The sequence below is a fragment of the Armatimonas sp. genome (assembly GCF_964826245.1).
The window spans coordinates 1-13,561 of record NZ_CBAYMC010000115.1 but is presented as its reverse complement, the minus strand read 5'-3'; the positions used below and the strand labels follow the sequence as shown (position 1 = coordinate 13,561).

The 13,561-nt window shown below is 60.7% G+C and carries 12 protein-coding genes; 5 read left to right on the top strand and 7 right to left on the bottom strand.

The genetic code is table 11. From position 1 onward, the window contains the following. Positions 1 to 1,844 (bottom strand): hypothetical protein (locus AC1XOS_RS12295; protein WP_481962514.1); only part of this gene is annotated, 1,844 nt, incomplete at its 3' end. A 91-nt stretch (positions 1,845 to 1,935) separates the two neighbouring features. Between AC1XOS_RS12295 and AC1XOS_RS12290 the strand changes: the two genes are divergently transcribed. From AC1XOS_RS12290 to kdsB, 5 genes are all read left to right on the top strand, one after another. Further along, complete coding sequence (locus tag AC1XOS_RS12290) at positions 1,936 to 3,135, top strand: PQQ-binding-like beta-propeller repeat protein (protein ID WP_481962513.1); 1,200 nt, start codon at positions 1,936 to 1,938, stop codon at positions 3,133 to 3,135. Positions 3,136 to 3,216: 81 nt separating this feature from the next. Beyond that, positions 3,217 to 4,077 carry a DUF1559 family PulG-like putative transporter gene (locus tag AC1XOS_RS12285; protein ID WP_481962512.1) on the top strand — a complete coding sequence of 287 codons (861 nt, stop codon included), beginning with the start codon at positions 3,217 to 3,219 and terminating at the stop codon, positions 4,075 to 4,077. 28 nt (positions 4,078 to 4,105) lie between these two features. Further along, on the top strand, positions 4,106 to 5,374 hold the full coding sequence (locus AC1XOS_RS12280) for a glycosyltransferase family 4 protein (protein WP_481962511.1): 1,269 nt from the start codon (positions 4,106 to 4,108) through the stop codon (positions 5,372 to 5,374). A gap of 23 nt (positions 5,375 to 5,397) precedes the next feature. Further along, positions 5,398 to 6,468, top strand: coding sequence for a pepsin/retropepsin-like aspartic protease family protein (locus tag AC1XOS_RS12275; protein ID WP_481962510.1), 1,071 nt, complete (start codon positions 5,398 to 5,400; stop codon positions 6,466 to 6,468). A 15-nt stretch (positions 6,469 to 6,483) separates the two neighbouring features. Further along, positions 6,484 to 7,209, top strand: a complete 726-nt coding sequence (gene kdsB / locus AC1XOS_RS12270) for a 3-deoxy-manno-octulosonate cytidylyltransferase (protein ID WP_481962509.1) — start codon at positions 6,484 to 6,486, stop codon at positions 7,207 to 7,209. Here kdsB and AC1XOS_RS12265 read toward each other — a convergent pair. From AC1XOS_RS12265 to AC1XOS_RS12240, 6 genes are all read right to left on the bottom strand, one after another. Next, positions 7,183 to 8,046 carry a hydroxymethylglutaryl-CoA lyase gene (locus AC1XOS_RS12265; RefSeq protein ID WP_481962508.1) on the bottom strand — a complete coding sequence of 288 codons (864 nt, stop codon included), beginning with the start codon at positions 8,044 to 8,046 and terminating at the stop codon, positions 7,183 to 7,185. The genes kdsB and AC1XOS_RS12265 overlap by 27 nt on opposite strands. Further along, positions 8,043 to 8,486 (bottom strand): acyl-CoA carboxylase biotin carboxyl carrier protein subunit, encoded by a 444-nt coding sequence (locus AC1XOS_RS12260; RefSeq protein ID WP_481962507.1) that lies wholly within the window; start codon positions 8,484 to 8,486, stop codon positions 8,043 to 8,045. Before AC1XOS_RS12260 ends, AC1XOS_RS12265 begins: the two co-directional genes overlap by 4 nt. Beyond that, positions 8,483 to 10,039, bottom strand: coding sequence for an acetyl-CoA carboxylase biotin carboxylase subunit (locus AC1XOS_RS12255; protein ID WP_481962506.1), 1,557 nt, complete (start codon positions 10,037 to 10,039; stop codon positions 8,483 to 8,485). The genes AC1XOS_RS12260 and AC1XOS_RS12255 overlap by 4 nt, the downstream gene beginning before the upstream one ends. Next, entirely contained in the window at positions 10,036 to 10,797 is a 762-nt protein-coding gene (locus tag AC1XOS_RS12250; protein WP_481962505.1) for an enoyl-CoA hydratase-related protein, read from the bottom strand. The genes AC1XOS_RS12255 and AC1XOS_RS12250 overlap by 4 nt, the downstream gene beginning before the upstream one ends. 3 nt (positions 10,798 to 10,800) lie before the next feature. Continuing rightward, entirely contained in the window at positions 10,801 to 12,369 is a 1,569-nt protein-coding gene (locus tag AC1XOS_RS12245) for a carboxyl transferase domain-containing protein (RefSeq protein WP_481962504.1), read from the bottom strand. Positions 12,370 to 12,502: 133 nt separating this feature from the next. Further along, positions 12,503 to 13,561, bottom strand: a 1,059-nt coding sequence (locus AC1XOS_RS12240) for an acyl-CoA dehydrogenase family protein (protein ID WP_481962503.1), incomplete at its 5' end; no start/stop codon positions are given.

Sequence of the window (13,561 nt, the reverse complement as noted above, 5' to 3'; positions counted from 1 at the left end):
TTCTCCCACCTTGCTCGGGCGCGGTCAGGATGGCTAGCCAGAAACGCCGCCTCACGCTGCAGACGCTCGGGGAGCGACAGGGCACGCTTCATTCCTGGTGTGACGGGTTGCAAGGCGCACCAGAGCACGTCCGAATTTTCCGGGAGGAGCGCCTCAATCTCGGTCCATTCCTCGGAACAGGGCACGGAAAGGGGCTGTAGCGTCTGGAGAGGCTGGAGGGCATCCAAACCAAGCCGTAGCGCCTCCCCAAGCTGTGCCATTTGCTCCATCGTCCGGCGGGGATGTTTGAGAAGCTGCTCCGAGAGTATGGGACGAAGCTCGGGAAACCGGGGAAGCTCCTTACAGAACCGCTCGGCGGAGTGAAAGGGAAGCCAGTCGAGTTCCAGCGGAAGCACCTCCTCATAGAGCTTGTGGAAGAGAGCTTCATCGTCCCCCGCAAGTGCGATAGCGACAGGCAGCCGTGACATTCTTGAGGAGGCCGTGAGTCGTGCCACGAGTCCTGGAAGCCAGCCGAGAGGAACCGTCGGTAAGATCGAGAACAGCTCACGCCAATCCCAAGAGTCCCAGTCTTCCTGAGACGTGAGTGGGACGAGCAGTGCAAGCTTGGGGGCTAGCCGTACAAGCTGACGGCGATCCTCACGCGAGCCGCTGTGTGCCGAGCTAGCAATCGCATCAAAAAACGCTTCCCTTGCCACGATCGGCAAGGTTCGTAGGACACGCAGAAGCTCGCCAAAGTCACTCCGGAACTCACGGACAGAGCGATAGTTTTGGAAGACTCCTGCAAGAGTGGTGTCGGTGCGGCGAAACTCTTTCTGGAGAGCCCAGAGGAGCGGATAGAGCGCTGGGTCGGGCACGGAAACAGACACCGCAGCTAGGCTATTGGCCCGCAAGACGTCCTCCGCGAGCGCAAAGCTCTGCGAGTGCATCACGAGATTGTGGAGGCGCTCCACAGTCAGGTGTTTATGGGCACGCCACTTCTGTGCCTTCTCCAGAAGCGCCGTCTCGCGTCGGGCTCCTGTCAGACGCTTCTTGACCATCAGCTCTGGCACAGGCCAGAGCAAGGCGATGTTGCGCTCCAGAAGCTCTAGCCACCCGGCGCGGCTGTCGAGCGCGAGGATCGGAGCAAGAGCCTCGTCCATGCCGGGAGTCTCTAACATTCGAAAGGCGCGTACCAAACGTAGTGCTGGAGGCAGGCTCTCCAGGGGGAGTGCGCTCCAGTCCACTCCACCACAGGCGAAAGCCTTCAAGGCCACCACGGAGTCCAGTAGTTGAAGGAGCCTTTCGGGCGGCATCCCTTGACGAACGGCACGGCGCAGAGACTGCGGTGTGAGAGTAAAGAGTGGGAGTGCTTGCAGGGAGGGAGCGTCGTGCCCCAAGCGTGCCACCAGATCGGGGTGGCGGGGAAGTGGCATGCCTTGTTGACAGACCTGTTTCACCAGTGCCAGCAAAGGACGAGCCTCCTCCGGGAGAAGCGAGTCTTGTTCCTGTGCCTGAAGCTGAGGCAGCGCTGCCTTCCCCTGTTGCGCCAACAGCGCACTCGGGGAGAACGGAAGCTCATTTTCGCAGAGCGCCTCGATCACTAGCCAGTCCGCAAGGTCTGTGGGGGTGAGGCTGAGCCAGCGCTTTGCCCGCTCTAGCTGCTGCTGTAAAAGATCAACGCCGCGTAGCTCATAGAGCCGCTTTTGAGTCTTCCAAAGGAGCTCCGCATCGGGAATCGTCCCCCCCCACGTCAAGCAGCCCTCTGTCTCAGACCAAGACAGCGGCGCGTCCAGCCACGCTACCTGTGCCAGCAGGACTTTCTCGCCTAGGTGAGCCCGTTTTTGTTCTCTTCGTCGAATAGCCACTTCAGTTCTGTATCGTCAGAGATTTCAAAAAAGCAAAATAGGATTTAGGATTCTTGGGAACTGTTCGGCAATAACGTCTGTTGGGCATGCTATGATACAGAAAAGTTCTTCGCTTGACTGGCCGCAGTGGCGCGGTCCTCTCCGTGACTCCCATGTTAGTGGTTTTAAGGCTCCGTCACGCTGGCCTGCTCAGCTCGGCAAAAAATGGTCTATCAATGTGGGAGAGGGACACTCTTCCCCCATTATCGTAGGAAATCGTGCCTTTGTGATCGTGCGGCAAGGCAACGACGAGCACGTGCTCTGTCTGGACATGGCAACGGGAAAGACGCTCTGGAAAGATGTCGTGGCCGCGCCGTTCGATAGCGTTATTTTCCCGGCACAGCGCCTCGGAAAGTCCCCACGCTCCACACCTCTCTGGCACCAGGGAAAGCTCTACACCATCGGGGTCAATGGCCTGATGACGTGCTTTGATGCTACGAAAGGCAGCATTCTCTGGCGCAAGGACTTCGCCAAGCAGTACCCGATCCCCATGCCGGTCTGCGGGGCCTCGCTCTCACCGCTGGTTGATGGCAAGAAGATCTATGTCCACTCCGGCCACGAAGCCACGGGCTCGTTCTTGGCGCTGGATAAAGACACGGGAAAAGAGCTCTGGGCCTGGAAGGGCGAAGGGCCAGGCTACACGTCTCCGCAGCTCGCCACGATTGGTGGAGTCCGGCAGCTCATTACCGCCTCACACAACCTCTGGCTGGGACTTAGCCCCGAGAACGGGTCGGAGCTCTGGCGCTTGGCCAACCGCCAGAACATGTTCAACCACAACTCCATCACCCCCGTGATCGCGGGCGACACGGTGCTCTGTGGAGCGAATCAGCGGGCGACTTTCGCGCTCAAGCTCAGCCAGAGTGGGGGCAAGTGGGCAACGTCGAAGGTCTGGGAGTCGCGCGACGTGACCATGTCTTCTTCTAGTCCCGTGCTGGATGGCAAGCATGTCTATGTGGTCAATGAGAAGCGGCGCGGGCAAGTGGCCGTGATGGACTTCGCCACCGGGAAAGTAACCTGGGAGTGCCCCGGCAACAAAGGCGAGCAAGTGACGATCTTTGACATTGGCCCCTCCCTTCTCGTCTCGTCGCAGGGCGGCGAGCTGTTTGTCTACCAAAAAATGGGCGATACCCTTAAGGAAACTGCCAAGTACGAAGTGGCGGATTCGGCCATGTGGTCAAGCCCGGCAATCTCGGGGAACCGCCTGCTCGTCAAAGGCGCGTCCACCCTGGCTCTTTGGGATATTCCCGCCTGAGCGAGCGTCACTTTAATCTCCTCTTCATAGGTAGCGTGATACAATCACGCTACCTTTATCTATTTGGTTGGAGTATTTCCCATGAAAAAGCGCAGTGGTTTCACCCTAATTGAGCTTCTCGTTGTCATCGCCATTATCGCGATTCTCGCCGCCATTCTTTTCCCTGTTTTTGCACAAGCACGAGAAAAAGCCCGGCAGACAAGCTGTCTCTCCAACATGAAGCAGGTCGGTCTTGGGATCATGATGTACTCTCAGGACTACGATGAGACATTTCCGCTGGGATCTTATATTCTGGGGACGATGACAGCTGCCGTTACGTGGCAAGACCTCGTCGAACCCTATGTTAAGTCGGGAGCGGGCGCGACGAACGTCAATATCGTGGGCCGTGTGGACGCGCCGTTCTGGATCTGCCCTAGCATCACTCCCAATGGCAAAGATCTTCCTATGGCTGCCGGAGATACCGTGCCCTTTGCGACTTCGGGTGTCTCGCCGATTGCTAACTTCTACTCCAAAGCATTCAGCTACATGAACAATAGTAATCTCATGCCGACAAGCCACCGCTCTGCTCCTACAGCCGGTATAAACGGCTGGTTTCCGCTGGGAATTCAGTCCTTACCTGTAGTCGAGTCCCCCGCACAGCGCGTTCTCGCCTGCGAGGGCATGGGCTATGTGGGCAACACCGGCGGCGACGACTGGACGACCAACTGCACGGTTGGGGTGGAGACAGGCTTTCCGAGTCTGCCGGGACGCTTATTGGGCCGTGCGGATAACTACTGTGGGGCGCGCTATCGCCACAGCGGTGGCGCGAACTACACCCTCGCGGATGGTCATGCCAAGTGGTTCAAGGCTCCGAACAACTCGTGGCGTGCCCGTAGTACCCAGGGTGCCGCCTGGCGCAAGTCTCTGGCTCCCAATGCCAGTGTCTGGTTCCGCGAGGACTAAATTGCCTCTTACCGGGTAGAATCTCCCTATGCGACTGGTGTATCTGACCACAGGAACGGGGAGCTTCTACTGCGGGAGCTGCATGCGCGATAATGCGCTCGTGCTGGCGCTTCGCAAGCGTGGCCACGATGCGCTCCTCGTGCCGATGTATCTCCCCCTCACCCTAGATGAGGTCTCGGCAGCAGAGAACATTCCCGTGTTCTATGGCGGGATCAACTCCTACTTGCAGCAAGTCTCGCCGCTGTTTCGGCACACACCCCGCTGGCTGGACAAGCTCTTGGACTCCCCCAAGGCGCTGGCTAGTGCGGGTAAGCGTGCTGGAATGACCAAGGCAAGTGAGCTAGGCCCCATGACTCTCTCGATGCTAAAGGGCGAAGAGGGCAACCAGAAGAAAGAGCTGGAGCGCCTGGTGGAGTGGCTGGCAAGCGAGAAACCCGACTGGGTGGTTCTCTCCAACGCACTCCTGCTGGGCATGGGACGGCGAATTCGCGAGGCAACGGGTGCCAAGATCGCCTGTACCCTCCAGGGAGAAGACGGCTTTCTCGATGCTCTAGGCGCTCCGTTTAACACAAAATGCTGGGAGCTTGTCGGGGAGCGTGGTGCGGAGTTTGACGCACTGATTCCCGTGAGCCACTATCACAGCGAGCTGATGCAACGGCGTGCAAAGCTTCCCCCCGAGAAACTTCACGTGGTCTACAACGGCATTGATCTCACGGGCTATGTCCCCCGCGCCGAGCCGCCCGAAACACTCACGCTCGGCTATCTTGCCCGGATGTACGAACCCAAGGGCCTAGGGACACTGATCGAAGCGTTTCTTCTACTTGCTCCCCGATTGCCGCAGCTCAAGCTTGCCGTGGCGGGAGCGCAAGTTGGGTACGATCATTTCTACGTGGGAAAGCTCGTGGCCAAACTCGCCGCCGCTGGCCTGGCAGATCGGGTCAGCTGGCATCCCAATGTCAGTCGCGATGAGAAAATTGCGTTTCTCAAAAACCTCACGGTGCTCTCCGTTCCCGCGACGTATGGCGAGTCGTTTGGGCTCTATGTCATCGAAGCACTGGCCGCAGGTGTCCCTGTTGTGCAGCCTAAACACGGCGGCTTCCCCGAGATTCTGGCCCAGACCGGCGGCGGCGCTCTCTACGAGCCTCTCACTCCCGAAGCCCTCGCCAATGCCCTAGAAACGCTGCTCTCTGATCCCAAAGCCGCCTTTGAGCTTGGTGCCGTGGGCCAGAAAGCGGTCTTCGAGAAGTTCAGCGTAGACGTAATGGCAGAAGGCGTCGAGAAGGTGCTGACATCATAAAGCAGACAAGCAATGAGATTCCGGTGGCTCGTCAGGGAAACTATCTCTTTGTGAAGGCGCGTGTTGGTGTCCGCGAGGTGGTGCTCTGTGTGGACTCCGGGGCGGGGATCCATGTTCTAACTCCGCAGGCCGCTATGCGCTTGGGACTTTTACCGCCCGATAGTGCCACCCGCAACGTGACGGGCACGGCGGCGACCGTAGCGGCGCGGCAGATTCGGCTGACGCAGCTCTCCATTGGAGGACTCTCGCTGGCGGACACGGAGGCGGTCGCGGTGCCTCTGCCGTCATCGCTGGGCTGTGACGGTCTGCTGGGCTACCCGCTCTTTGCGCAGTGGGTTGTCACCCTAGACTATACCGCCAGCACTCTCACGCTGAGCCTCCCAGAGACATTTACACCGCCGACGGGAGCGGCTTCACTGCCTCTCAAGATCGAGGGGAATATTCCCCAAGCGCAAGTGGAGCTGGATGGAATCGCGTGCTGGATGGAGCTAGACACAGGCTCCAGCGGCGAGGTGGATCTGAATGCACCGTTTGTGGAGAAGAACAAGCTCCGGGAGCGCTACTCCAAGCGCATTGCCATGCCGACCGGAATTGGGGTGGGCGGCGTGAGCTACGGCGAGGCAGCCCGCGCGACTCAGCTCAAGCTGGGGCCATTTGCGCTGGAAAAGCCGCTGATCAAGCTCTCGCAGCAGAAAAGTGGGGCGGATGCCTCGGAGCGAGCGGCGGGACGGCTCGGGGCGGAGGTTCTGCGGCGCTTCACGGTGACGTTTGACTACGGACGAAAGCGGCTCTACCTAACACCCAATGCCCAGCTCCGCGATCCCTTCTCCTTCACCACATCGGGCCTTCTGCCCCTCTATGAAAACTTTGAGTGGCGTGTCTTTGCCGTCTTGCCCGACTCCCCTGCCAGCGAAGCCGGAGTCACCACGGACGATCAGATTCTGACGGTGGATGGGCGCTCGGCCAATAAGCTCAACCTCTACACCCTCAGCGAGCTTCTGCGCCGTCCCATGGGCACAAGAGTCCCCCTTCAGCTCCGCGCCTCCACGGGGCGTATCCGCCGCGTCAACCTCATCTTGCGCGAGCTTCTGTAGGGTACACTCTTGGGCGTGAAAGCTGTAGCCTTGATTCCGGCGCGCCTTGCGGCGACGCGTCTTCCTGATAAGCCCCTTGCTCTGATTGCGGGCAAGCCGATGATCCAGCATGTCTGGGAGCGGGCTCGGCAGGCATCTCGGATTGACGATGTCTTTATCGCCACGCCCGACCAGGCCATCGCCGATGCCGTGCGTGCGTTTGGCGGCAGTGTGCTCATGACGCGGGGGGATCATCAGACGGGTACAGATCGCCTCGCCGAGGCCGCCCAGCAGCTTGCCTCAGAGGTGACCGTGATTGTCAATGTCCAAGGCGATGAGCCTCTGATCGAGCCTGCGACAATAGACGCCGCTGCGGAGCCGCTTCTGGCAGATGCAAATCTCGCCATGTCGAGCCTCTGCTGCCCGCTCCCCGAGGGGCGTGAGGGCGACCCTAATGTCGTAAAAGTCGTGCTGACCCAGACCGGCTACGCGCTTTATTTTTCTCGCTCGCCGCTTCCCTACCGTCGCAACGCCGATGCACCGGGCTACCAGCCGCTCCAGCACATCGGGCTCTACGCGTACCGTCGAGACTTTCTGGAGACCTTCCCCACCCTGCCACGAACGCCCCTGGAGCAGATTGAGTCGCTGGAACAGCTTCGCGCTCTTGAGCACGGCTATCGGATCAAGATGATCTTCACAAACCGCGCCCCCGAGTCCGTGGACACGCCCGAGGACCTAGAGCGCGTCCGAGCGCTTTTCTAAGCGAGAGCGTAGCCAACGGCCTACTGCGCTCAGAGCGAGAGTATCTAGCCCCGTCTCGTAGCCCAGTGTTGCAAGGTGCAAGGCGAGCTTCTCCGTGGCCAGGTTCCCTGCCGCACCGGGAGCAAATGGGCAGCCGCCGAGTCCTCCCACCGCACCATCAAAGCAAGTCAAGCCAAAGCCCAGTGCGACATCAACATGCTCTAGTGCGCGTCCATTGGTGTCATGAAAGTGCCCCGCCAGCCGCGATGCAGGCACGCGGGGCAAGATATGCTCTAGCAGCGAGGCGATCTCTTCGGGTACTGCTCTGCCAAGAGTCTCCCCCAGCGCGACTTCATCGCAGCCCAGCGCCGCGACTTGCTCAATGACTTGTGCGGCTTGCTCGGGTGAAACCTTGCCTTCGTAGGGGCACTGTGTCACTGTGGAGACATAGCCCCGCACCCAGCAGCCGTGCTGCCGTGCGGTTTTCACCACGTCGGCATACTCGGTAAGTGAGCTTGCAATGGAGCGCCCGATGTTTTTTTCACAGAAGCTCTCGGAGGCCGCCGTGAAGATCGCAATGGCCGTGGCACCAGCCGCGAGTGCTCGCTCCAGCCCTTTCAGATTCGGCACCAGCACCGAGAAACGGGCCACGGAACGATCCAGCCCCGCCATGACTTCGGTGGCATCGGCGAGCTGAGGGACGAGCTTGGGGTGGACAAAGGCCGTCGCCTCGATCTCCGTACAGCCTGCCGCGATCAGCTTCTGGATCAGCATCAGCTTCTCTGCTGTCGCCAGTGTAACCGCTTCGTTTTGCAGGCCATCGCGCGGCCCGACCTCGACGATTCGAATCGCGGTCATGCCTTCTCTAGCTCCACCAGAGTCGCGCCGTGCTCCACCCGATCGCCCGGAGCAGCGTGAACTGCGCTCACCGTGCCGGCAAACGGAGCCTCCAAGGTCGCCATCACCTTCATCGCCTCCATGACCGCCAGTGGCTGGTAGGCTTTGACACTCTGACCAACGACGACATGCACGGCGCGGACGATCCCCGCCATCGGGGCGGAGAGGCTCCCAGCTTTTTGCCGAGCAGCAGCACGCCGACCCTGCGCGGGTTGAAAGCGCCACGTGTGTCCATCAAGCCCCAGAAAGACCTCGCCGCGCTCGCCGTGTGCGACGGTCACCACGGTCACAGAGTCCCCGTCTTGCACCTCAATATCACCGCCTGGCAGTGTCCGAGTGGTAACCGCGCTGTCGCGCTCAACCTCCCACTCTTGCTGCCCACAGAGCCACTTGGTACTCATACGCCGATCCTCCAGCCATCGGTAGCGTGCCAGCCAATACCCTCCTCCCCCCGCCTCTCCTCCCAATCCTGGGAGGAGGGTGAGAGAGGGGAGTCCGAATCCACCCCTCTGGCTCCCCTCCTTCCTCCCTGCCTCCGCAGGGTTGGGAGGAGGGGCTGGGGGAGGAGGGCGGCGAGGGCATGGAGAACCACCTCGGGAATCTCTTGGGCGGGCTTCCAGCCGGTGAAGCGCTCGGTGAGGAAGCCGGTGTGGAGCTGACCAGCCACAAAGGCTTCGTCGGCGAGGAGAGCACGCAGGTACTCAATATTGGTCTGAACTCCTAGCACCGTAAATCCCGCGAGGGCCTGATCGAGCCGGGTAAGAGCAGCCAAGCGATCCGAGCCGGCGCCGATGACTTTGGCGAGCATGGGGTCGTAGTAGGGCGGGACTTCCATCCCCTGCGTGTAGCCCGAGTCCACCCGCACACCGGGGCCGCTCGGCTCCTGCCAGCGCCGCAAGACCCCAAGCGACGGTAGAAAACCCGTGGCGGGATCTTCGGCGTAGACACGTGCCTCAATGGCGTGCCCGCGGGAAAAGATCTCGGATTGCGTGAGAGGAAGCGTCCCGCCCTCGGCGACAGTGAGCTGCCAGCCGACTAAGTCCGTTCCTGTAATGGTCTCGGTCACCGGGTGCTCCACCTGCAGGCGCGTGTTGACCTCCAGAAAATAAAATGCATCTCCCTCGACAAGAAACTCCACGGTTCCCGCCCCGACATAGCCGACCGTCTTTCCCGCCAGCACCGCCGCATCCGCCATCTTCTGGCGCAGCTCCGGTGTCAGACCAGGCGCAGGCGACTCCTCGATAATTTTCTGGTGGCGGCGCTGGATCGAGCACTCACGTTCAAAGAGATGCACGACATTGCCGTGGGTGTCACCAAAGAGCTGGAACTCGACATGGCGTGGCTTTTGAACATAGCGCTCCAGCAAGACCCGGCCATCGCCAAAGGCGGCAAGGGCTTCGCGGCGCGCCTCGGAGAGCTGGGGTAAAAAGTCACTGAGGTCGTCCACACGCCGCATCCCACGCCCACCACCGCCCGCACTGGCCTTGATGAGCAGCGGCGTGCCGATCTTTTCTGCCTCATCGCGTAGCACCGCATCATCCTGGTTGTCGCCATTGTAGCCCGGCACCACCGGAACCCCGGCGGCGGCCATCGTGCGTTTTGCCCCGATTTTATCCCCGAGTGCCCGAATCACCGCGCCGGGTGGCCCCACAAAGACAATCCCCGCTGCGGCGCAGGCATCCGCAAAGCCTGCGTTCTCGGACAGAAATCCGTAGCCAGGGTGAACGGCATCTGCATCGTGTGCTCGGGCGAGCTCCAGAATCTTGTCCGTGCGCAGATAGCTCTCGGTGGCAGGGCCGGGGCCAAGGCAGAAAGCCAGATCGGCAAGCGCGACATGGGGCGCGTCTCGATCGGCATCGGAGTACACTGCAACCGTCGAGATTCCCCGCTCCCGGCAGGCACGGATGATCCGAACCGCGATCTCCCCTCGGTTGGCAATGAGTAAACGCTTCATGAGTTGCTCACCCAGCTCGGCTTCCGTTTCTCCAGAAACGCCCGAATCCCCTCTTGACCTTCAGACGATGCTCTGGCCTGCGCGATCGCTCTCACCGTGTCTGCGGTGCCTTCGTCTAGCTCCCGGAGAAGTTTCTTCGTCGCGGCGACTGCCTCGGGGCTAAGCCGTAAAAAACTCTCTAGAAGCAGGGGAAGCTCTTTGCCATAGTCCAGCGCCGCACAGTCAATCAGCCCGATTCGTAAGGCGTGCTCTGGGTTGAAAAGCGTCGCTGTGGTAGCCAAGGCTCGAAGCGCTCCGGAGCCGATTTTCCGGCGCAGATACGGTGAGATCACGGCAGGAATCAGCCCCAGGCGAACCTCGGTCAGGCCAAAGCGTGCCTCGGGGGCAGCGATAACAAAATCACAGGTAGCGATCAGCCCGAGTGCCCCCGCAAAGGCACTGCCATGCACGGCGGCAACCGTGAGCTTGGGACACGCATCTATTGTCTGAAAGAGCATTTGGAGTTTGCCTGCATCGGCGAGGTTTTCCTCAAAAGAGTAGCCCGCCATCTTTGCCATCCACTCCAGGTCCGCCCCGGCGCAGAAGCTCTTTCCGGCGCCTTGCAACACAATCACCGCAACCGTGGGGTTTGCCCCCAGTCTCAGAAATGTCTCGGTTAGTTCTGCGATAAGCGGCTCATTAAACGCATTGTGCACCTCAGGACGGTTGAGGGTGACATGGGCCACGGGGCCCGAGATAACAGTGAGAATATCGTCCATTGGTTACATCCTGAAGACGCCGAAGCGGGTGGGAGCTTGCGGCGCGTACTGCGCGGCGGCAAGCCCTAAACCGATGGCGCGGCGGGTATGGATCGGGTCGAGAATGCCATCGTCCCAGAGGCGTGCTGTGGCGTAGTACGGGCTTCCCTCGCGCTCGTACATCGCAATGGTCTCCGCTTCTTCCTCCTGGCTCATCGCATCGCCCTTCACGGTCTTGAGCACCGCCGCCGCCTGCGGGCCACCCATCACGGAGATTCGGGCGTTCGGCCACATCCAGAGCTGGCGCGGGCCAAAGGCGCGGCCACACATCCCGTAGTTGCCTGCTCCAAACGAGCCGCCCACAATCACGGTAAACTTCGGAACTTCTGCGCAGCTCACGGCCATCACCAGTTTTGCCCCGTGCTTGGCGATTCCCTCGTGCTCGTAGCGGCTACCGACCATAAAGCCGGTGATATTTTGCAAGAAAACCAGCGGAATATTGCGCTGACAGCAAAGCTCGATAAACTGTGCGCCTTTGAGCGCGGACTCTGAGAACAGCACGCCATTATTGGCGATAATACCGACCGGCCAGCCTTCCCAGTGCGCAAAGCCACAGACGAGGCTCTGGCCGTAGAGTGGCTTGAACTCATGGAACTTGGAGCCATCCACGAGCCGAGCGATGACTTCGCGGATCTCAAAGGGCTGGCGCAGGTCTTTGGGAAGCAGGCTGTAGAGCTCGTCTGCAGGATAGAGTGGCTCTTCGGACACTTGTGGCGGCGCGACCCGCGTCTGCGGCAGGTGCGCGACTGCATCCCGCAAGATCGCCAGGGCATCGTCCTCGGTCTCGGCGAGATAGTCTGCAACCCCCGAGAGCCGTGTGTGGACATCGCCGCCGCCCAGTGCCTCCGCGGTCACTTCCTCGCCCGTCGCGGCCTTCACCAGCGGAGGGCCTGCAAGAAAGATCGTCCCATTCCCCTTCACAATCACGGTCTGATCGCTCATCGCAGGCACATAGGCTCCTCCCGCCGTGCAGCTTCCCAGCACGGCGGCAAGCTGGGGAATTCCCAGAGCGCTCATCCGGGCCTGGTTGTAGAAAATCCGCCCGAAGTGCTCTTTATCCGGGAAGACCTCTGCCTGGAGTGGGAGATACGCGCCCCCCGAGTCCACCAAGTATAGGCACGGAAGGCGGTTCTCTTGTGCAATCTCTTGCAAGCGCAGGTGCTTCTTTACCGTCAGCGGAAAGTACGTCCCACCTTTTACCGTGGCATCGTTGGCGACAATCGCACAAGGTCGCCCGTGGATTGTCCCGATTCCCGTGACCAGCCCCGCCCCCGGAGCCTGGTCACCGTAGATTCCATTGGCAGCCAGGGTAGAGAACTCCAGAAACGGCGCACCAGGGTCGAGTAAGGCGTCTATGCGCTCGCGCGGGAGCTTCTTCTTTCGGGCACGGTGCTTTGCCACCGACTCCGCACCACCGCCTAGACGCGCTACCGAAAGTCGCGATCTCAGCTCCGCGGCAAGCGCTCGGTTGTGCTCGGCATTCGCCCGGCACGACGGTGCATCAGGATCCAGATTGGTATCTAATGTGTCCATGAATACATACCTCTCCTCCCCAACCCTCCTCTCCCGGGCACTCGTTCCTCATTGGGAAAGGAGGGGGTAAGGGGGTGGATAAGCCCCTTTCCCAGCGAAGACTGAGCGACCGGGAGAGGGGTTGGGGAGAGGTTCAAAATGGGTATCTCTCCCCCGCCAGAACCGTCGCTGCGAGCTGGCGGCGCAGGGCAATCGCATCGGTAGCGCAGCTTGGAGAAAGCTCGGCGAGAAGGCTCGTGGTGCTTGCTTGATCGGCGTGGCAGCGGGTGAGAACTTGCTGCGCCAAAGCAACTCCCGCTGTCTGAGACTCGTGCAGATAGAGAGCGGTGCAGAGCCTTGCGGTTTCCTGCACCACGCCTTTGAGCTTCCGGATTCGGAGCGCCATGCTCTCGTGGCAGTAGGCGGAAGAAATAATATCCGAGACGGCTCCTAGTGCTTCTTGTTCCTCAGCCAAGCTCGCTCCAAAGTGCTCGGTCAGCAGGTGGAGCAAGCGCAGGCCAGAGCGTTTCAGAGTGCAGTTCGTGGCTTGGGCTTCGAGGCTCAGGCGGCCTTGTTTGGCACGGCGCAGGAGCGTGTTGATGATAATGGGCCGGACGATCTCATTGGCACCTTCCCCAATTCGCAAGAGGCGCTGGTCGCGCCAGGCACGCGCCACGGGGAACTCCTCAGTGTAGCCGTAGCCGCCGTGGATCTGAATGGCCTCATCGGTGGCCCAGGAATAGAGCTCGCTGCCGATCACTTTGACAATGCTACACTCAATGGCATACTCCTCGGCGGCGTGGTGGTAGTGCTTGGCAGCATCGTCGGCGGTGGCATCAATTCCCTCAAACACCGAGTCCAGCTCCCCTGCCAGCCGATAGACCGCCGATTCGAGGGCGAAGAGGCGAGCACATATTGAGCCGAGCTTGGCCTGGATCATCCCGAAGCTACCGATGCTACGGTTGAACTGCTTGCGCTGGTTGGCATAGGCCGCGCAGACAGCCAGGGTCTCTTTGATTCCTCCGACGGCCCCGGCCTCTAGCTTGAAACGTCCCATATTGAGCGCACAGAACGCGGCATAGTGGCCTTTTCCGACGTCGCCGACGAGGTTTTCGTAGGGAACTTGGACGTTCTCCAGGATCACCTGGCGCGTGGATGTCCCCTTCATGCCCAGCTTGTGCTCTTCTTTGCCAAAGCTCACTCCAGGCGTGTC

Bases quoted from the DNA above. Each gene is read 5' to 3' on its own strand.
- AC1XOS_RS12290 (WP_481962513.1), top strand. From the start codon at position 1,936: ATGATACAGAAAAGTTCTTCGCTTGACTGGCCGCAGTGGCGCGGTCCT.
- AC1XOS_RS12285 (WP_481962512.1), top strand. From the start codon at position 3,217: ATGAAAAAGCGCAGTGGTTTCACCCTAATTGAGCTTCTCGTTGTCATC.
- AC1XOS_RS12280 (WP_481962511.1), top strand. From the start codon at position 4,106: ATGCGACTGGTGTATCTGACCACAGGAACGGGGAGCTTCTACTGCGGG.
- AC1XOS_RS12265 (WP_481962508.1), bottom strand. From the start codon at position 8,046: ATGACCGCGATTCGAATCGTCGAGGTCGGGCCGCGCGATGGCCTGCAA.
- AC1XOS_RS12245 (WP_481962504.1), bottom strand. From the start codon at position 12,369: ATGGACACATTAGATACCAATCTGGATCCTGATGCACCGTCGTGCCGG.
- AC1XOS_RS12255 (WP_481962506.1), bottom strand. From the start codon at position 10,039: ATGAAGCGTTTACTCATTGCCAACCGAGGGGAGATCGCGGTTCGGATC.
- AC1XOS_RS12250 (WP_481962505.1), bottom strand. From the start codon at position 10,797: ATGGACGATATTCTCACTGTTATCTCGGGCCCCGTGGCCCATGTCACC.
- AC1XOS_RS12260 (WP_481962507.1), bottom strand. From the start codon at position 8,486: ATGAGTACCAAGTGGCTCTGTGGGCAGCAAGAGTGGGAGGTTGAGCGC.